This is a genomic window from Domibacillus sp. (assembly GCF_031181085.1).
In the GTDB taxonomy this organism is placed as follows: domain Bacteria; phylum Bacillota; class Bacilli; order Bacillales; family Domibacillaceae; genus Domibacillus.
In genome coordinates this window covers 171,533-190,172 of sequence record NZ_JAPSLE010000003.1, presented here as the reverse complement: position 1 = coordinate 190,172, position 18,640 = coordinate 171,533, and the positions used below count along the sequence as shown (strand labels likewise).

Here is an 18,640-nt window from a genome sequence, read left to right as displayed (position 1 = left end):
TTGTTTCATCCTACACCCGCATGTTCTAAATAATAATTTGCTAGCCACTTAGACATTGTCTCCGTATCATAGCCTTTTTCACTTAATAGCTGGGAAGTATCTCTATGCTCATAAGAAGCGGAATGGATAACAGTTGCCCATTCTTCTGGCGTTTTCTTTAAACTGATGTATTGCACATTTTCGGTTATGTCTGATTCTTTTGTAATCGTATCGGAGACAATACAGGTCAGCCCGGCCGCCTGGGCTTCTACAAGTACAACCGGCAGCCCTTCAAATAAGGACGGGAATAAAAAAACATCCATTGCCTGCAATAATTTTGAAATATCACTTCGAACGCCTAAAAACCGGACGCTGGATGAAATACCCAAATCTGCTGCCTTTTTCTCCATTTCCCCAATTAAGTGCCCAGTGCCGGCAAGCATTAAAACAGCTTCGGGATTTTTTTTATACACTTTAGAAAAGATTTCAAGTAAAAATGAATGGTTTTTTTGTTTATTGAACCGTCCAATATGTCCAATTAACAGCTGATTTTCTTTAACTCCAAGCTCATTTCGTACTTGCTTTCGCGCTGCGTCATCGTATTTAAACTCTTTGACATTAACCGCATTATTCAGCACCGTTACTTCTTTTTTTCCAAACAGCCATTGGCCCGCTTTTTCGGAACAAGCAAAGTAGCTGCTCGGGTTGTCCTTCATTAAGGATCTCGCATACAGACGAAAAGGCAGCTTGTAATCGATGCCTAAATCACTTAAATGGCTATGAGCAATTCTACAGGGAATTTCCGCTTTTTTAGCCGCCTTCAATACAAAGCTGCTATTTTCATTGTTGTGTGCATGAACGACTTTATATTCCGGATGCTCTTTAAAAAACTGATTAAGCAAAGCAAAGTACTTTCTATAATTACCGGGCCTTATTTGAGGCATTCGATAAATCCGGCCTCCTAATTTTTCAATTTCTTGATCGTAATGGCCTTCTTCTAAACGATGGACCATAAAGTCAAATTGGATTTTATCGCGATCCATTTGCCGGTAATAATTCATCAGCATCGTTTCCAATCCACCGCGATTCATAATCGTGACAACTTGAAGAATTCGAATTGGCTTCACATATGGCACTCCTATCTTAACCTCTTTCGTAGAATTTCTATAACTGCTAACATACAGTACAAGCCGGTTGCTGAATGAACCTTGGCAAACAAAAAAAATACCTTCCAGTTTATTGGAAAGTGTGTTAATTCGAAGGTATAAAAGGATTGTTTGATCCGCTCGTGTTCTAAAAAGGCTTTAATCGACTTGATTTTCATTCGTTCAGATAATGTGTCAGCACTCATTGTGTTTAATCCAAGGCCTAACACGTTTAAGCAAATCCTATTATTTAAAGCGGTAAAGTGCTCGTCTTCCATGTTATTGTTTTCTAGGAACTCTTCAATCTGCTTATATAAGGTAAACCACTGTTCCAGCAAATTTGCTTTATAACCAGTTGTAATGGAATGAGCATTTCCCCTCCAGTAATGGTAAAAAGGCTTGTTCAAAAAGTGAAAAGAAGATGCATAATAGAAGGCCTGAATATTAAATAACGTGTCTTCATTAGTCCCAATTTCTTTCAAGTCAACAAATTGAAGGTCATTTTCTTGAATCAAATCTACTCTGTATAACTTCGACCAAACAGTTCCCCAGGCATCCAACAACTCGGGATTAGCTGTTTCATCACCAAGCGGTCCGACCAAACGCCTCATCATTTTGTGTACCTCGTTCCCTTCATAGCGAAAGGTATCCACCTCAAAATTCTTTTCCTTTGAATGACTGCCGAATTCGCGGACATAGGAACACATTACAATATCTGTTTTTCCCGCCGCAGCTTCTGTATACATTGTTTCATACATCTTCTCATTCACCCAATCATCCGGGTCCACAAAACCAATGAACTCTCCCTGCGCTGCTTTGATACCTTCATTCCGTGCAGAAGAAACACCGCCATTTTTTTGAGTGATTACTTTTATCCGGTTGTCTCTTTGAAGGTATTCATTCAGGATATTTTCTGTACCATCTGTTGACCCATCATTGACGGCAATGATTTCAATGTCTGAAAACGTCTGGTTCAACAAGCTGTTTAAACACCTTTTCAAATACCTTTCCATGTTGTAAACGGGGACAATAATACTTACTTTCGGATTCATCTAGCTCCTCCGCTCTGTAATGCTTCAACATGTTTCGTTTCTTTCGTTGCCATAAATGATCCGTAAATGTCACTTTTTTGATTCAGCACTTTTTCCACGCTGAATTTGTTCCGGATGATGCTTCGGCCGTTGTTTCCGAATTTTTGACTTACATCGCTCATGCCGGCCAGTGCTTTTAATTTTTTGGCAAACGCTGCTGGATCGTTTTGATCAATAATCCAGCCGTTCCGGTCGTTTTGAACAAGTTCCCGGTGGCCTCTGTTGGTAAGCGCCACAACCGGCAGCCCGCTTGCCATCGCTTCCATAATATTAACGGGGAGCCCTTCCCTGAGGCTGGAGGCAACGGCTGCGTCACACATCGGAACAATTTCTTGAAGATCCTTTCGGTAGCCAAGAAAGTCAACCATATGGCTGAGTTCAAGTTCTTCCGCCCGGTTTCGGCAATGTTCAAGCAGTGTGCCTTCACCGGCTAAAAGCAGCTTTGCGTGCGGTACGTCTCGCTTGATCAGTGCCAGTGCTTCGAGAAGAAGCTCCTGGTTTTTGTTTTTATTAAACTCTGCTGCGTAAAACAGCAAAAAGTCATCCGGCTGGTAGCCAAATGACTTTTTACGCTCTTTTTTCTCCTGCTCTTTCAGCGGCTTAAATTGTTCTGTATTGACGCCTACTCCGTTTACGTACCGAGTCTGTTTGGCGCTGAAGTGCCGGCTGGCCAGCTCGTAGTCTTCTTTATTAATCGTAATCAAGCAGTCCGTATAGCGGGACAAGCTTTTTTCGATCGGATAATAAATGAGCCAGGGCAGCAGGGGACCGCCTTTGCAAAAGTGGAATCCGTGAGCCGTGTAAATCACTTTTGTGCCCCGCTTTCTCGTTTGCCGGGCGGCCAGCCGTGCCAGCACCCCGCCCATCGGTGTATGGCAGTGGATCATCTGGTACTGGTTTTGATCCAGGATCTTCTTTAATTCTTTGTAGGCTTTTATATTCTTTTTATTAAAGGGTGAACGCTGAATCGGTATGTTCCACTTTTGATCGACATAAGGAAGGTCCATTTCACCACTGGCGGCTACATGGACTTCCCAGCCCTGCTCTTTAAACCATTTTAAATAAGGAAGGTGGAAGGCTTTAAAGTGATAATCAACCGTTGCACAAAAAAGCACCTTGTTTGCCATATGCGTCATTCTCCTCGCTTTTTCTCTAAGCCGGTTACCTTGCCACTTCCTGCGAAACAATAGAGGAAAGATAGGCCATTAATTCGCTTCGAAGCTCTTCATGCTGCAGGGCAAACTCGATGTTTGTTTGGATAAAGCCCATCTTTTCTCCAACGTCGTAACGCGTCCCTTCGAAGTCGTACGCATAAACCGCTTCATGCTCATTCAGCTGGGCGATGGCATCCGTTAATTGAATTTCTCCGCCTGCGCCGGGCTTTTGGCTGTTTAATAGCTCGAAAATTTTCGGACTTAATATGTAACGTCCCAGAATGGCCAGATTGGACGGTGCCTCTTCCCTAGCTGGCTTTTCTACTAAGCCGCGAACGGAGTAAAGCCGGTTATCAATCATGCTTCCATCCACAATTCCGTACCGTGATACGGCTTCTTCTTGAACCGTCTGAACGCCTAAAATCGACGCATTATACCGGTTGTACTGGTCGATCATTTGCTTTAAGCATGGTGTATCCGCTTTGACAATATCATCACCCAGCAGCACGGCAAACGGTTCGTCTCCAATAAACTTTCGCGCACACCAGATGGCATGCCCCAATCCTTTCGGCTCTTTTTGGCGAATGTAATGAATGTCTACAAGCTTAGATGATTTTTGAACTTCACTTAACAACTCGAACTTGCCTTTGCTTAATAAGTTCTGTTCGAGTTCAAATGAATGGTCAAAGTGGTCTTCAATGGACCGTTTTCCTTTGCCCGTTACAATGATGATATCTTCAATGCCAGACTCAATCGCTTCCTCGACGATGTATTGAATGGTCGGCTTGTCCACAATCGGCAGCATTTCTTTTGGCATTGCTTTAGTAGCTGGAAGAAATCTTGTTCCAAGTCCTGCAGCCGGGATAATGGCTTTTTTTACTTTCATCTCACCCACTCCTTTTATCTTTGAATCGTCATAATAGGCTCTGGCTGAGGGATCATAGGAGCATGAACCGATAGAACAGGTTCACGTACCGCTTCTTCCTCTTTCGCTGTAAACACTGGCCTATTATTCGCTACATTTAATAATGTGTCTCTTAATTCTTCTTTACTTAAAGAAGAGAAAACAGATGTAATATGCTCGATTTCACTTAAGTACATTTTTGCCGTTTTGCCGATATAAATTTTTGGATAAACCTGCTGCTCACTCACTTCATCTTTTTGCAGCAGTTCCTCGAACAGCTTTTCACCCGGCCTTACTCCTGTAAAGGCCAGTCCTATATCCTCGACAGAATATCCTGATAGTGTAATAAGATTTTTTGCAAGATCGACAATTTTAACCGGCTCCCCCATATCAAGCACAAAGATTTCTCCGCCTTTTGCCAGGGCGCCCGCTTGAATCACGAGCCTTGACGCTTCCGGTATTGTCATAAAATAGCGAATCATATCCGGATGGGTCACTGTAACCGGTCCGCCTTTTTCAATTTGTTTTTTAAATAACGGAATGACACTTCCACGGCTTCCAAGCACATTGCCGAATCGGACAGCAACGAAGCGGGTACTGCTTTGCTGGTCCATGCTCTGGATGATCATTTCCGCCAGGCGCTTGGTTGCTCCCATCACACTTGTTGGATTCACGGCCTTGTCGGTGGAAATCATGACAAATGTGTCGACGTTGTACTCGCTTGCCGCTTGTGCGACATTCAACGTACCGATAATATTGTTTTTCACCGCTTCTTCCGGATTCCGCTCCATCAGCGGCACATGCTTGTGCGCGGCTGCGTGATACACAACATCTGGTCGATATGTCTGGATGACTGCGACGATTTTTTCTCTGTCCTGTAAATCAGCAATTTCCGTGACAATATCGATCGCTGATGTTTTGAAACGTTCTTTTAAATCCATTTCAATGGAGTAAATGCTGTTTTCTCCGCGTCCAAGTAAAATAAGCTGTTTCGGATTGTAAGCAGAAATCTGCCTGCATAGTTCAGAACCGATCGATCCTCCTGCTCCCGTTACAAGAACCACTTTGTTTGTTAGAAAGTCAGCCACGCTGTCGATATCCATTTCAACCGGATCACGGCCCAGCAGATCTTCTACCTGCACGTCACGAAATTGATTAACTGATACTTTTCCGGTAACCAAATCCTCCAGCATAGGGAGAATTTGTGTTTTCACCTTTGTTTTCGCACACTCCTGATAAATAATGTTCAGTTCTTTTTTGCTTAAAGAAGGAATGGCAATAATAATATTTTCAATGGCTCGCTTTTGTACCACTTTTCCGATTTCTGCTACATTACCGACAACCGGAAGGCCCAGGATATCCAGGCTGTGCTTTCTCATATCATCATCAATAAAAGCAACCGGTATGAGGTCTGTTTCGTGGTTGTTCAAAAGCTGCCTGGCTACCATCGTACCCGCTGCTCCCGCTCCAATAATAAGCGTATTCTTTTTATTCTCATTTGTCTGGAATCTGGCATCGTGATACATTCTCCAGGCTAATCGGGAGCCGCCAATGAATAATAAGTGAAGCAGCCATGTTACCGCCAGCAGCCGGAAATGAATATTTTGTACAATCAACTGCTGGGTAAGGGCAGCGAAAAAGGTAGAATACGTGACGACTTTTAAAATAATGACTAATTCTCTCGTACTGGCATAAGCCCACACTTTTTTATACAGCTTAAATTGAATGGCCAGCGTATGATGGCACAGTAAAATAGAAATGGAACTGATCAGGATTGGCCCTGTAACAACGTAAACGGTCGCACCGACAAGAAACTGGCTGATAAAAATGGCTGTTAGAACAATACAGGAATCAATAAAAAGGAATAAAGGAATTCGCTGTTTATAACTCATATGCGTTCTCCTTTTGCGTTCTTGTTTCCTTATCGATTCTGTTTATTCTGTTTATGATCGCATTATTTATGAGATCCCTGATTTCAAGTAATTCTTCTCTCGATGCATCCTGCTTCATATACCTCACTGCTTTTTTTATCGACTTAGGATAATAATCGAGCTTGTCCATCTTATTTCACAGCTCCTTTCTTTTAATAAAGTTTTTATGCAGCAGGATGTTGGAAAGCCTGACGCATAAAAACTTTATTAAAAAACGGGCATCTAACCCTCCCTCACACCACACTTTCGACGACTGGCGTCTAAGGTTTTTCAACCCACAGCATGACCGAGTGCCTCCATTGATACAGGTAAGGAGACATCACCTAACTTCGTTCTTAATAAAGAACGATCAAATTAAAAAAAATCCTTTTTCATGCTTCATTCATAATCCCGCCTATTAAGTGTGCATCGGCAAGTTCCAAAACCCGTTTTGCTTCCTGTACATGTTTGACTTCTGTTTTATAGCGGTTCATCACGAGCAAAACGCCGTCACATTGATGGGCCAGTACCCTTGTTTCGGAAAAATCCAAAACAGAAGGTGCATCAATTACTACCACGTCGTACAGGCTTTTAACTTCATTTAAAAAGCTTTTCATCTCCTGGCTCCCTAGTAATTCGGCCGGACTAAAGGTAGTTGAACCACTTGGCAGGATCTCCAGGTTTTCCAGCTCTGTCTGGCAGGCGACTTCTTCTAATTTCACGTCATACATCAGAATATTGGTTAAACCTGCTTCGTTTGAAAGCTCAAACATAGAATGAATGCTTGGTTCTTTGATATTCGCATCAATTAAAAGTACTCTGTCTTTTTGCTGTGCCATAGAAATGGCTAAATTGGCTGCCGTGGTTGACTTTCCTTCTCCAGATCCTGGTGAGGTAATGACAATTGCTCCTTGTTTGTTTTCTTCAGCTAAAAATTGAAGATTGGCGCGGACAGTCCGGAATTGGTCGGAAATAGCAGATTCCGGGTTAAATAACGTAACAAGTGCTCTTTTATCAGCTGCTGTTTGACGTCTTTTATTCCAGATCAAATGCCTCACCTCTTACAGTTGATTTTTGACTTTTGCTTTTCTTAAAAGACCATTTTTTCTTAGTCATATTTGAAATACTCCCTAATGCAGGTATATCAAACATTTCTTCTATTTCCTGCTCTTTTTTGATTGTTCCATCTAATGAGTCTAGAAGAAAAACAAGACCAATCCCTATTGCAATACCTGCAACCATAAAAACTTCGATACTCAAGCCTGAGGCAGCATTAGTATCTATAGGAGTAGTATTTGCTTTTGCCGGTGTTAATAACTTTACTTTTTTAAATCCCATTAACTCGGCAATTTCGCTTTTAAATACCTTCACAGTGGTATTGGCTATATCGGCAGCTGTCTTTGCTTCCGGATCTACAACAGAAATTTTAACAACCTGTGATTTATCAATAGTAGCAACAGTAATTTGCGCCGCTAAGTTTTCCACTGATTTATTTAGGTTTAGCTTCTCATTCACTTTTTCCAGCATAAAGGGGTCCTTTATCATCACCAGCAAGGTATTCATACTGTCTTCACCTGCATCTACAATCATTCTGGTAGAGGATTCGTAAACAGTCTCTCCAGTACTATGACTGTCATTTTTGCTGTTTAGAATAAAGCCCACTATGGTAACAAGGACGGTTACACAAACAACAATCCAAATGCGCCTTCTGATCAGCTCATAGTATTCTTTCAAATCAATTTCTTTCTTATTTGTATGCGGTCTTTGTAGTGCTTGTCTTGTTTCTGCCATGCGTATCACCTTTGCCTCCTTCATTTTGACTAAACCAGTAAAGTGAATACACTTGTTCTTTTTAAAGAACATTTTGAACAAAAAAAATTCTTTACCTCCGACTTTTTCTTTTGTTACATCCCAGCCTATTACATTTTCTTCTAATATAAGTTTATCGATTTTTCTTTCTTCTTATCTTTTAATTTTGTTCAGTGGCTTATTCAGCAGATAAATTACGCCCCTTCCATTCTTTATAAAGAACAAAATGATCAAAAAATTTTACAACCAAGCTATAATTAAATATACTTCCCTGATTAACCTTAGCATTCCCAATATCTTTCTTTATTTTAGTTCCTTATAAAGAACAAGTCAATACCAAATTTTTCTTTATTAAATCAAGTGATATTTGCAGGCCAAAATTCTTTCAATATTTTTAAATATCTTGAAAAGCCTATTCATTTCCTTTATTATTCGTTATAAAGAACGAAGTGATTTTATTCCAGTTCAATACCAAGTAAATCTAATAGTGGAGGCACGTAGTGAATTCATTTATCCATTATATAAAAAGACTGTATGCTTATTCCGGAAAAATTTTGTATTTCAATTTATTTGGCATGATTATCGTTAGTTTTCTCGATAGTATTAGCATTTTGCTTCTGATTCTAATGTTAAATGTAAGTGGCATTCTGCAAGCGTCTGTTATGTCAACAATGATGGGGCTCTTAAATTTTATGACAGACTCCCTATCCCACATTGAATTGCCTGTGATTCTCGGAGCTTATATTTTTTTGATAATCCTGCAAAGTCTTTTGGCCAAGAGCATTGCCGTTCGAGATGTACAAATCCATTATGGGTTCATTAATCAGTTAAAAGAAGAGATTTACCAAAGTTTGCTTCAAGTGAAATGGGAGTATTATTTGCGGACAAGAAAATCCAATATTATTAATTCATTAACAAAAGATCTGAACCGTGTAAGTATCGGAATTAAAATGTTTATGCAGTTGATTACCAACCTGGTTTTTACTTTGTTTCAAGTCGGTGTCGCTTTTTATCTGGCCCCCCAGGTCACTGTTTTTGTGCTCGTATGTGGTTTTGTTCTTGCCCTTTTTTCCTGGCGGTTTGTGAAACAAGCTAAAACCAAAGGAAAAGAAACAACCCAGCTTACGAGAGAATACCTTGCCGGAATTACAGATAACTTAAATGGGATCAAAGATATTAAAACAAACACACTTGAGCTGTCCCGCCTGAAATGGCTGGTCTCCTTAAATAAAAAATCGCTTACGGAACAAGTGGAATTTGTAAAAGTACAGACGAATTCTCAAGTATGCTATAAAACGGCTTTGGCCTTCATTATCTCTTTATTTATCTTTTTATCCGTTCACTTTATTCATACGAAGCCTGACCAGCTCTTGCTTGTGATTATTATTTTCTCCCGCCTTTGGCCTCGTTTTGTCGATATACAGCTTAACATTCAGCAGCTTGCTTCTTCGCTACCCGCCTTTACGATTTTGTTAAATCTGCAGAAGCAGATCGATGAATGCAAGGAGGCGATTTATACAGATGCCGAACAAACCTCTCCCCTTTATATTGAGGACAGTATCCAATGCCGCAATGTAAGTTTCAAATACGGGGAGAATACTTCCTCCTACGCGCTTAAAGAAATCAATGTGACGATCCCGTCCAGGCGCATGACTGCTATTGTTGGAAAGTCTGGTGCGGGCAAAAGTACGCTGGTCGATCTTTTGATGGGGCTTAACCGCCCAAAAAGCGGCAGTTTATTCATTGACGGTGTTCCCCTGACAGACAGTAATCTGTTTTCATTTCGGAAAACGATCAGTTATGTTTCGCAGGAGCCGTTTTTGTTTAACACAAGTATTCGAAAAAACTTGCTTCTCATAAAACCGGATGCTACTGAAGAGCAGCTTTGGGAAGCTTTGGCGTTTGCCGCGGCTGACAGCTTCGTTAAAAGACTTCCAAACAGGTTGGATACACAAATTGGCGACAGAGGAATACGGCTGTCAGGCGGCGAGCGGCAGCGTCTTGTTTTGGCGCGGGCGATACTGAGGAAACCTTCTGTTCTTATTTTGGATGAAGCGACAAGCGCCCTGGATACTCACCATGAAGTAGCGATCCAAGAAGCCATTGAGCGGATGAGAGGAGAAATGACCGTTATCGTTATTGCTCATCGTTTATCAACGATTCGCCATGCCGACCAGATCATCGTACTCGATCAAGGAAAGGTCCTGCAGCAAGGGAAATTTGTCGAGTTATCCCAAAATTCAACTGGAGTGTTTCAACAGCTGTTAGCTAAACCGTATGAAGCGGTTCAATAACACAGAAGAAGAAACAACAAAAATACCCATCCTTTTGGTGGGTATTTTTGTATATGAATTGCGCTTTTATCTCGCTTGAAGACTCCAAACTTTTTTATAAATCGCTTTCTTATTCTATTCACAGTCCTCATTCTTATATATACACCGGTGTTTTGCGTTAACAACAAGGCGCCTTACCGTTATCCTGCACCATAAATTTCATCTATTTTGGACGAGTCCTCTTATAAGATTTCAAAAAAAGAGCTGATAAAGGCTCTCCCTTTCCATCAGCTCACACGGTCCAATATGCTATTTGAACAATCCACTAATCCAGCTTACCATTCTTGGGATCATACTGCTGCTTGAGGATTCTCGTCCCTGCTCGTTGTCACTCTCTTTCACAGTGCTGCTGTTTGTTTCTTTTTCTATTTGATTGCTGTTTTCTTTTTCGCTGTTATTACCGCTATTTTCATTACTGTTATTGCCCAGCGGACTGGCACTGCTTTCTTCTTTAGCAGGTGCTTCTGGCACCGGATTTATCACCTCTTCCATTGGTGTTTCCGGCACTGCCTCACTCTCTGGCGCTTCCACTGGCGTTTCCGGTACTGCCTCACTCACCGGTTCTTCCACTGGCGTTTCTGGCACTGCCTCACTCACCGGTTCTTCCACTGGTGTTTCCGGCACTGCCTCACTCACCGGTTCTTCCACTGGTGTTTCCGGCACTGCCTCACTCACCGGTTCTTCCACTGGCGTTTCTGGCACTGCCTCACTCTCTCGCGCTTCCACTGGCGTTTCCGGCACTGCCTCACTCACCGGTTCTTCCACTGGTGTTTCCGGCACTGTCTCACTCTCTGGCGCTTCCACTGGCGTTTCCAGCACTGCGTCATTCACCGGTTCTTCCACTGGCATTTCCGGTACTGCCTCACTCTCTGGCGCTTCTGCTGGCGTCTCTGGCACTGGATTAGCCGCCGGTTCTTCCACTGGTGTTTCTGGCGCTGGGTCACTCACTGGCGTTTCTGGCTCTGGATCACTCACTGGCGTTTCTGGCTCTGGATCACTCACTGGCGTTTCTGGCTCTGGATCACTCACTGGCGTTTCTGGCTCTGGATCACTCACCGGTTCTTCCACTGGCGTTTCTGACGCTGGATCACTCACCAGTTCTTCCACTGGTGGTACTACCTCACTCTCTGGCGCTTCTGCTGGCGTCTCTGGCACTGGATTAGCCGCCGGTTCTTCCACTGGCGTTTCTGGCTCTGGATCACTCACCAGTTCTTCCACTGGTGGTACTGCCTCACTCTCTGGCGCTTCTGCTGGCGTCTCTGGCACTGGATTAGCCGCCGGTTCTTCCACTAGTGTTTCTGGCGCTGGGTCACTCACCGGTTCTTCCACTGGCATTTCTATTACTGCATCACTCACTGGCTCTTCAGCCGGCGCTTCTGGCACTAGGTGCGTTACTGGACTTTCTTCTGGAGGTACTGACATTGGATCTGTCTCTGTTTCTTCTTCTGGTAAAGGTGCTACTGGTTCTTCATTTGGGTTTACCACAACAATTTCTTCTGGATTTTCTTGATCCATAACAGGATCGAGTAGACTTTCATCAATCGGGGAGCCTCCCACATCCCCAACGACTTCGATTTCATCTCCCGGTACCACTATATCTGCTTCAGGAATCTCTATTTCTTCCCCGTCGACTTCGGTTTCTTTTTCCCCAATAACCGTTTCCTCTTCAAGCACTGGTACTTCTGCTTCCGGAATTACTTCTTCTAAAAGTAATTCTTCTAATAGATTAGCACTTATCATTGTTTCAAATTTAACAGGCTGATAACTAATCACTTTCGGTACCCTATACAATTTTTTAGCCATGAACTACTCCTTTAATGAAAATACCTAGTTCTCTAAACAGAACTAAGTTTACTGACCTTTTTATATTTCCATTGAATTTCCGCCTTTAAGCTCATTATAAATGATGATTCGTTCTTTTTAAAGAACAATATAATCAAGAAGTTTCTTATCATACTAGAGAAAACAGTCTAGAGGCGATTAACTTAACAAGCCTGCCTTCTTTTTTAAATATAACCTTTCGTCTTCAAATTCTTGTCTTAACCACAAAAAAGCAGGGCTCCGAATGGATCCCTGCTAAAATACTAAATAATATCAGCGTTTCTTTGTTTAATTGTGGAAGTTCGTTCCGTCCGTCGTTGCTTCAACGATACCGGCACGAATGACGAAGTCACCGAAGTGCTCGCCTTCCTGGCGCTCATTTGCGTAGCGGGAAAGAAGGACGCGCAGTTCTTTTAAGATTTCTTCTTCTCCAATATTTTCACGGTACATTTTACTTAAGCGGCTGCCGTCATGCGCAGCGCCCAGGTACATGTTGTATTTGCCAACTGCTTTTCCGATAAAGCCGATTTCGCCAAGTGCGTGGCGGGCACAGCCATTCGGGCAGCCGGTCATACGAATTGTAATTTCTTTGTCGCGGAGGCCGTTTTCATCGATGATTTCATCAATTTTATCCATTAATCCCGGCAGGTAGCGCTCCGCTTCTGCCATCGCGAGGCCGCATGTCGGCAGCGCTACGCAGGCAAGTGCGCTGCGGCGGATCGCTGAATGATGGCGCCCTTCTGTTAATCCGTATTGATCAATGAGCGCCTCAATTTTTTTCTTGTTTTGGGCAGATACATTGCCAATGATCAAGTTTTGGTTGGCTGTGAGGCGGAAATCACCTTTGTGTACTTTTGCAATTTCCCGAATACCCGTCATCAACTGATAGTCAGGGTAATCCACAATCCGGCCGCCTTCAACAAACATGGTAAAATGCCATTTGCCTTTTACGCCTTTTTGCCAGCCGTACCGGTCACCATTATGATCAAAGTGGAAATCGCGTGCTTCTTCAAGCGTCCAGCCAAGGCGGCGCTCCAGCTCCGCTTTTACGTTTTCGAGGCCAAGACGGTCAACTGTATATTTAAAACGGGCATATTTACGAACAGAACGGTTTCCGTAGTCGCGCTGAATCGTAATAACTTTTTCCGCAAGATCAACAACTTTATCAGGTGTTACAAAGCCAATTACTTTTCCGAGCTGCGGATATGTTTGTGTATCACCGTGGCTCATCCCCATACCGCCGCCGATTGTTACGTTAAAGCCAGTCAGCTTATTGTTTTCAACGATGGCAATAAAACCAAGATCCTGTGAAAACACATCAATATCGTTAGAAGGCGGTACCGCGATCCCGATTTTAAACTTACGCGGCAAGTAAAGCGGACCGTACATCGGTTCTACTTCTTCCGTTTCCGGTGTGCCAGCTACTTTTTCTTCCCCAAGCCAAATTTCATGATAAGCACGTGATTTCGGAAGCAGGTCATCACTCAGCTGTTTTGCCAGTGCGTGAACTTCGGTGTGAACTTCCGACTGGTACGGATTCGACGTAGCCATTACGTTCCGGTTTACGTCTCCGCATGCCGCAATCGTATCCATCATCGTTGAATGAATGTCTTGAATCGTCTGCTTCATGTTCCATTTTAAAATCCCATGGATCTGGAACGTTTCACGTGTTGTTAGTTTTAGGGTGCCGTTTCCGTATTTATGCGCCAGGGTGTCCATCATGAGCCACTGGTCTGATGTTGCTACACCGCCCGGAAGGCGCACGCGCAGCATAAATTGATAGGCCGGCTCTAATTTTTGCTTTTGTCGTTCTGTGCGCAGGTCACGGTCGTCCTGCAAGTAGCTGCCGTGGTGCTTCATCAAGCGGTTATCATCTTCTGGAATACCGGCTGAGATGCGGTCCTGCATCACTTCTGCAAGTGTGCCGCGCAATAAATTACTTCTCTCTTTAATGCCTTCTACATCACTTGGCGGGCCTTCTGGTGCGCGCAGCTGGTGAAGGTCATTTACCGTTTTGCTCATTGTGCTTGTCCCCTTTCGATCATAAAACTTAATATACGTCGCGCTGGTAGCGTCTTTGCTGCTGCATATCGGCTACATACTTCTCTGCCTGCTCGCGGCTCATGCTGCCTTCTTTTTCTATAATATCAATCAATGTCTGGTGTACGTCGTGAGCCATATTTTTCTCGTCGCCGCATACGTAAACGGCAGCGCCCTGTTGAAGCCATTCGAACAATTCTTTGCTGTTTTCCTGCATCCGGTGCTGTACATATACTTTTTCGGCTGTATCGCGTGAGAATGCTACATCCATTTTTGTCAGCACGCCGTCTGCCAGCCACTTCTGCCATTCAGTCTGGTACAGGAAGTCGGTGACGAAATGCTGGTCTCCAAAGAACATCCATGTTTTTCCTTCAGCGCCTGACTCTTCACGCTCCTGCATAAACGCGCGGAACGGAGCTACGCCTGTTCCTGGTCCGATCATAATAACCGGTGTTTCCGGATTTTCCGGCAGCTTGAAATTGTCGTTATGCTGAATGTAAACCGGCAATGTATCGCCTGGCTCTAAACGCTCTGCACAAAGAATCGAGCAAACACCGTTCCGGTCACGGCCATTCGCATTGTAGCGGACCGCACCAATTGTTAAATGTACTTCATCTGGATTCGCTTCTAAGCTGCTCGCGATCGAGTAAAGGCGGGCTGGCATTTTCCGCAGCACATTCACAAAATCCTGAGGTGAAACGCCAAATGGTCCAAACTGCTGTACTACATCAAGCAGGTCGCGGCCGTGCACATACTCTTTTAGCTTCTCGCTGCTGCTAATTAGCTCATGAAGCTCATCTACGCCCGTTAACTGGGCGATTTTTTCCAGTAATGGCTTTGTTAATACTGTTATTTCATAATGCGTTAAAAGCGCATTACGCAATGAAAGAACATCGCCTTGTTTGTTAATCGTCACTGTTTCATCTGGATTCCAGCCAAATGCCGCAATCAGTTCCTCAACCAGCTTTGGATCGTTTTCTGGATAGACGCCAAGTGCATCACCCGGTTTGTACGTAAGCCCTGATCCTTCAAGTGAAAGCTCAATGTGGCGTGTTTCTTTGTTTGAACCGCGTCCATTCAAATTAATGCTTTCAAGGATTTCCGCACGAAACGGGTTCGTTCTTGAATACTCAGATTCTGTCACTTGTGGACCTGCCGCCGCCGGTGCTGCTTGAGCTGCTGCTGGTGCCGATGCCTCGGACAAGCTTTTTACGACACTGTCAATCCACTCTGCTGCCGGCTCATCAAAGTCAAGATCGCAATCAACGCGCGGTGCGATACGCTTGCCGCCGAGTTCTTCTAAACGCTGGTCAAACTCTTTTCCTGTCTGGCAGAAAAATTCATACGAGCTGTCGCCAAGAGACAGAACAGAAAATTGAAGATCATCCAGTTTTGGCGCACGCTTGCCATGAAGAAACTCATGGAATGTAATGGCATTATCCGGCGGATCGCCTTCTCCATGTGTGCTGGCTACAATCAGTAAATTTTGTACTTTTTTCAGATTATTTGGCTTAAAGTCACTCATTGCCGAAACTGTGACGTTAAATCCATTTGATTCGAGTGTTTGGCCGGCTTTTTGGGCTAAACGCTGTGCATTACCCGTTTGAGAACCGTATAAAATTGTTACATCTTTCGACACAGCTGGAGCAGCTGCCGCTTGAACGGGTGCTGCTGTTTCAGCCGCAGCTGGAGCAGGTGCCGTTGAAACAGCTGCAGATGGAGAAGCGGCTAAAAATCCGCCCAGCCATACCTTTTGCCCTTCTGTAAGTGTTGGCAGAAGGCGATTCAGGAGCTCTGCCTGCTCCTCATTAAACGGACTGTTCGTTACTTGAAGTTGCAACACGATCCACCTCACAAATTTATAGGAAAATTCTTTTTAACGCCCTAATAATACATTTATCGTAGACGTATTATTCCTACAAGTCAAGTCGGTTTTAATTATATCAACCATTAGCAAATACTTATAGTACAGCAAAAAAAGAAAAGTTCAGTCTCTTTCATTAAAAACGGCACCTTTCTTTTAAGGAAAAGGCGCCGTCGATCAAATTATTTTTCATCGTGTGTAGGATGTGCCCCCGGATATTCTCTGGGGCGATTTTCATGCAGATGCTTAAATTCGTACGTAAAGTTGCTCGCCGCGTGCTGGTCTCCTTTCCACGGTGTACTTTTTCCTTCCACTGGTTCTTCGTTATCAATTGGCTGTCCATAAGCTCCTTCTGGAAATTCTTCCGGAATCAAGGTCAACTGGTCCCGTACATTGTACAATTCTTTATAATCCGTTTTCTTGTCCACTTGCTCACCTCCTTTTTACTTAGTATGTCCTGGCTTGCTGTTTGTTTTATTCGTGACAATGCAGGGAAATAGTGAAAAAAAGAAAAGATTAAGGGGGACTTTGATAATGGACAAACCAACATGGGTCGTGGATAAATCCCAGAGCCAGGTTTATGCCGCTGTCAATCATGTAAAGGGCTCCTTCCCTTCATATGAAGCGACGGTTGAAGCCGAGGCAGATCATTTCATAACGGCGAACATCTCGTTTAATGTGGATCTGTCCACCATACAAACAGGCAATAAGGAACTTGATGCCCACTTGGTATCAGAGAAGTTTTTTGATGTGGAAAAATACGCAGAAGTACGGTTTATCGCTAACAATATTTTGGATCAGGAGAACGGGCAATACGAACTCGTCGGCGACCTTTCCCTGCACGGCGTAACCCGGACAGAATCCTTTTTTGTTACATTTCATGAGAAACAGAATTCTGACACAGGTGAAACCGCCCGTATCCAGGCAAAAGCCGTCATTAAACGCAGCGATTACGGTTTAACGCTCGAAACAGGAGGCGTGCATATGGAGGACGATGTAAAGATTGTGCTGGACCTTCAGCTGGTGAAGGCTGCATGAACAAACGGCTTGTCCATATAGCCGCTTGTGCGATGCTGCTGTCGGCCTGCCAGCTCGGCGAACCTGAGCCCGAGCCGGCAGCCGAAAAAGCTGCACCCATGCAGGAAATGGCCGCACAAAAAAGCGGGCTGTCTCTTACAGTGCAGAACGTATCTGACAGCTCCTTAAGACTGATGATTCAAAATGGGCGTAATAATGATTTTACATATGGACGCGCCTTCCGAATTGAACAGCAGCTGGACGGTGCCTGGTATGCTGTTCCATTCCAAAAAAACAGGGATGCTTTCGAAGAAATTGCACTGCTGGCTCCACCCCGCAAGCAAACCATTGAAACAGTTGACCTTGGCCGTCTCCAGAAACCGCTTGAAGCGGGCAAGTACAGAATCGTCAAAGCGTTTCGTTCTTTTTCTATTGATGAAAATGGACGCAGTGTGTATGGAACGGAATTTTGGCTGGCAGCACCTTTTCAGATTGGAAACTAAAACAGCTCCACACCTTTATGGCGTGGAGCTGTTTTGATGAAAAATATTTTATTACTCTGTTTCTTTCTTAACACCTGAAGATGACGCAGCGTTTATTCGTTTTCCTTTTGCAGCAAAGTCTTTTAAAAGGCCTGCTACATCAATGCCGGTGAGTTCTTTTAATGATTCCTGAATGCCGAACCTGGTATCGGTGACACCCTTGCTGACCGCTGGAATACCAGATGCGCCGCCCGTTTGAATGACTTTAATGGAGTCTGCATTATTCAGCGGCTGAGCTATCTTTTCAGCAAGCAGCGGCAGCATCTCAATGATTTTCTCTGTAATAATGACCCCGCTGTGCTCTTCCATGGCTTAAGTCAATAATTGACGCGATTTCGCTGCCCTGTCATTTTTTAATTTTCATGCCTTTGTTTCAAACAACTTATAATGGCGCAGCAGGAAAGATTGATTACTTTTGATATGTCCTTCAGTTCATTTACATTTACTTTTTAAACAGGTCCATCAATACTCTTATACAAACAAAATGGTACATAAAGTCAATGCTTTATCTATAAGCCGATTTAACTTAAAGATAAGATTTTAAATTATGGGAGACCCCTCTTTTAAAATTTTTTTCAAACAGGTTTGGATACTTTAAATGCCAATAAATATTCTCTTATTTCTTCAATAGATAAGCCTAAATCTTTGGCAGCCTGCATCAACTCTATCCATTCAGGATCTAATGTTTGTGTTCCAATTTTCTCCTGTTCTAACATTAAATATCCTCCATTTTATGAAGCAGCTCAGCCATCATCATCTTTTAATAAAGACCTTAGATCTGAAGCTTTGTGCCCTGACCTTTCAATCAGTTTACCTTTTGTTCTGTTTTTTTGTAACCTTTTTATGCTTGTTTTCATATTGTAACAAAATAATTGGAAATCATTTGTCGAAAATTGGCATTCATAAAAACTTTTTTTCATAGTGAAAATCATCAATTCGATTTCTGCTCCATATTCCTTTTACAGGGATAAAATGATCAGAACCGTGTGGCGTTTTTAAATAAAAAGGCTGTCGACAAAGTCGACAGCCTG

At 43.2% G+C, this 18,640-nt stretch carries 17 protein-coding genes and 1 riboswitch; of the genes, 3 read left to right on the top strand and 14 right to left on the bottom strand.

All coding sequences use genetic code 11. From position 1 onward, the window contains the following. Positions 1-5: 5 nt before the first annotated feature. From RIN81_RS06810 to RIN81_RS06775, 8 genes are all read right to left on the bottom strand, one after another. Positions 6-1,106 carry a glycosyltransferase family 1 protein gene (locus tag RIN81_RS06810; RefSeq protein WP_309088631.1) on the bottom strand — a complete coding sequence of 367 codons (1,101 nt, stop codon included), beginning with the start codon at positions 1,104-1,106 and terminating at the stop codon, positions 6-8. An 11-nt stretch (positions 1,107-1,117) separates the two neighbouring features. Continuing rightward, complete coding sequence (locus tag RIN81_RS06805; protein WP_309088629.1) at positions 1,118-2,176, bottom strand: glycosyltransferase family 2 protein; 1,059 nt, start codon at positions 2,174-2,176, stop codon at positions 1,118-1,120. After that, a complete protein-coding gene (locus RIN81_RS06800; protein ID WP_309088627.1) occupies positions 2,173-3,342 on the bottom strand; it encodes a glycosyltransferase family 4 protein in 1,170 nt (389 codons plus the stop codon). Before RIN81_RS06800 ends, RIN81_RS06805 begins: the two co-directional genes overlap by 4 nt. 34 nt (positions 3,343-3,376) lie before the next feature. After that, positions 3,377-4,255: a UTP--glucose-1-phosphate uridylyltransferase GalU gene (galU, locus tag RIN81_RS06795; protein ID WP_309088625.1), complete on the bottom strand. Its 879-nt coding sequence runs from the start codon at positions 4,253-4,255 to the stop codon at positions 3,377-3,379. 14 nt (positions 4,256-4,269) lie between these two features. After that, on the bottom strand, positions 4,270-6,165 hold the full coding sequence (locus RIN81_RS06790) for a polysaccharide biosynthesis protein (protein ID WP_309088623.1): 1,896 nt from the start codon (positions 6,163-6,165) through the stop codon (positions 4,270-4,272). Beyond that, positions 6,155-6,334: a hypothetical protein gene (locus RIN81_RS06785; protein ID WP_242231643.1), complete on the bottom strand. Its 180-nt coding sequence runs from the start codon at positions 6,332-6,334 to the stop codon at positions 6,155-6,157. Before RIN81_RS06785 ends, RIN81_RS06790 begins: the two co-directional genes overlap by 11 nt. A gap of 241 nt (positions 6,335-6,575) precedes the next feature. Further along, positions 6,576-7,232 (bottom strand): CpsD/CapB family tyrosine-protein kinase, encoded by a 657-nt coding sequence (locus tag RIN81_RS06780; RefSeq protein ID WP_309088620.1) that lies wholly within the window; start codon positions 7,230-7,232, stop codon positions 6,576-6,578. Then, complete coding sequence (locus RIN81_RS06775) at positions 7,219-7,974, bottom strand: YveK family protein (protein ID WP_309088618.1); 756 nt, start codon at positions 7,972-7,974, stop codon at positions 7,219-7,221. The genes RIN81_RS06780 and RIN81_RS06775 overlap by 14 nt, the downstream gene beginning before the upstream one ends. A 518-nt stretch (positions 7,975-8,492) precedes the next feature. Here RIN81_RS06775 and RIN81_RS06770 point away from each other — a divergent pair. After that, positions 8,493-10,286 carry an ABC transporter ATP-binding protein gene (locus RIN81_RS06770; RefSeq protein ID WP_309088616.1) on the top strand — a complete coding sequence of 598 codons (1,794 nt, stop codon included), beginning with the start codon at positions 8,493-8,495 and terminating at the stop codon, positions 10,284-10,286. Between the two features lie 288 nt (positions 10,287-10,574). Here RIN81_RS06770 and RIN81_RS06765 read toward each other — a convergent pair whose 3' ends face one another. The 4 genes from RIN81_RS06765 to RIN81_RS06750 all read right to left on the bottom strand — a co-directional run bounded on the left by RIN81_RS06765 (position 10,575) and on the right by RIN81_RS06750 (position 16,478). After that, a complete protein-coding gene (locus RIN81_RS06765; RefSeq protein ID WP_309088614.1) occupies positions 10,575-12,128 on the bottom strand; it encodes a hypothetical protein in 1,554 nt (517 codons plus the stop codon). A gap of 306 nt (positions 12,129-12,434) precedes the next feature. After that, complete coding sequence (gene cysI, locus RIN81_RS06760; RefSeq protein WP_309088612.1) at positions 12,435-14,168, bottom strand: assimilatory sulfite reductase (NADPH) hemoprotein subunit; 1,734 nt, start codon at positions 14,166-14,168, stop codon at positions 12,435-12,437. Between the two features lie 28 nt (positions 14,169-14,196). Then, entirely contained in the window at positions 14,197-16,026 is a 1,830-nt protein-coding gene (locus RIN81_RS06755; RefSeq protein ID WP_309088913.1) for an assimilatory sulfite reductase (NADPH) flavoprotein subunit, read from the bottom strand. A gap of 206 nt (positions 16,027-16,232) precedes the next feature. After that, positions 16,233-16,478, bottom strand: a complete 246-nt coding sequence (locus RIN81_RS06750; RefSeq protein ID WP_375164514.1) for a hypothetical protein — start codon at positions 16,476-16,478, stop codon at positions 16,233-16,235. Between the two features lie 106 nt (positions 16,479-16,584). Between RIN81_RS06750 and RIN81_RS06745 the strand changes: the two genes are divergently transcribed. After that, positions 16,585-17,088: a YceI family protein gene (locus RIN81_RS06745; protein ID WP_309088610.1), complete on the top strand. Its 504-nt coding sequence runs from the start codon at positions 16,585-16,587 to the stop codon at positions 17,086-17,088. Continuing rightward, positions 17,085-17,570 carry an immunoglobulin-like domain-containing protein gene (locus RIN81_RS06740; protein ID WP_309088608.1) on the top strand — a complete coding sequence of 162 codons (486 nt, stop codon included), beginning with the start codon at positions 17,085-17,087 and terminating at the stop codon, positions 17,568-17,570. The genes RIN81_RS06745 and RIN81_RS06740 overlap by 4 nt, the downstream gene beginning before the upstream one ends. A 51-nt stretch (positions 17,571-17,621) precedes the next feature. Here RIN81_RS06740 and RIN81_RS06735 read toward each other — a convergent pair whose 3' ends face one another. Together RIN81_RS06735 and RIN81_RS06730 are read right to left on the bottom strand one after the other, a co-directional pair. Further along, complete coding sequence (locus RIN81_RS06735; protein WP_309088606.1) at positions 17,622-17,918, bottom strand: flotillin domain-containing protein; 297 nt, start codon at positions 17,916-17,918, stop codon at positions 17,622-17,624. Between the two features lie 266 nt (positions 17,919-18,184). After that, a complete protein-coding gene (locus RIN81_RS06730; protein ID WP_309088604.1) occupies positions 18,185-18,325 on the bottom strand; it encodes an anti-repressor SinI family protein in 141 nt (46 codons plus the stop codon). 18 nt (positions 18,326-18,343) lie between these two features. Then, positions 18,344-18,434, bottom strand: a riboswitch (cyclic di-GMP riboswitch). Between the last annotated feature and the right edge of the window lie 206 nt (positions 18,435-18,640).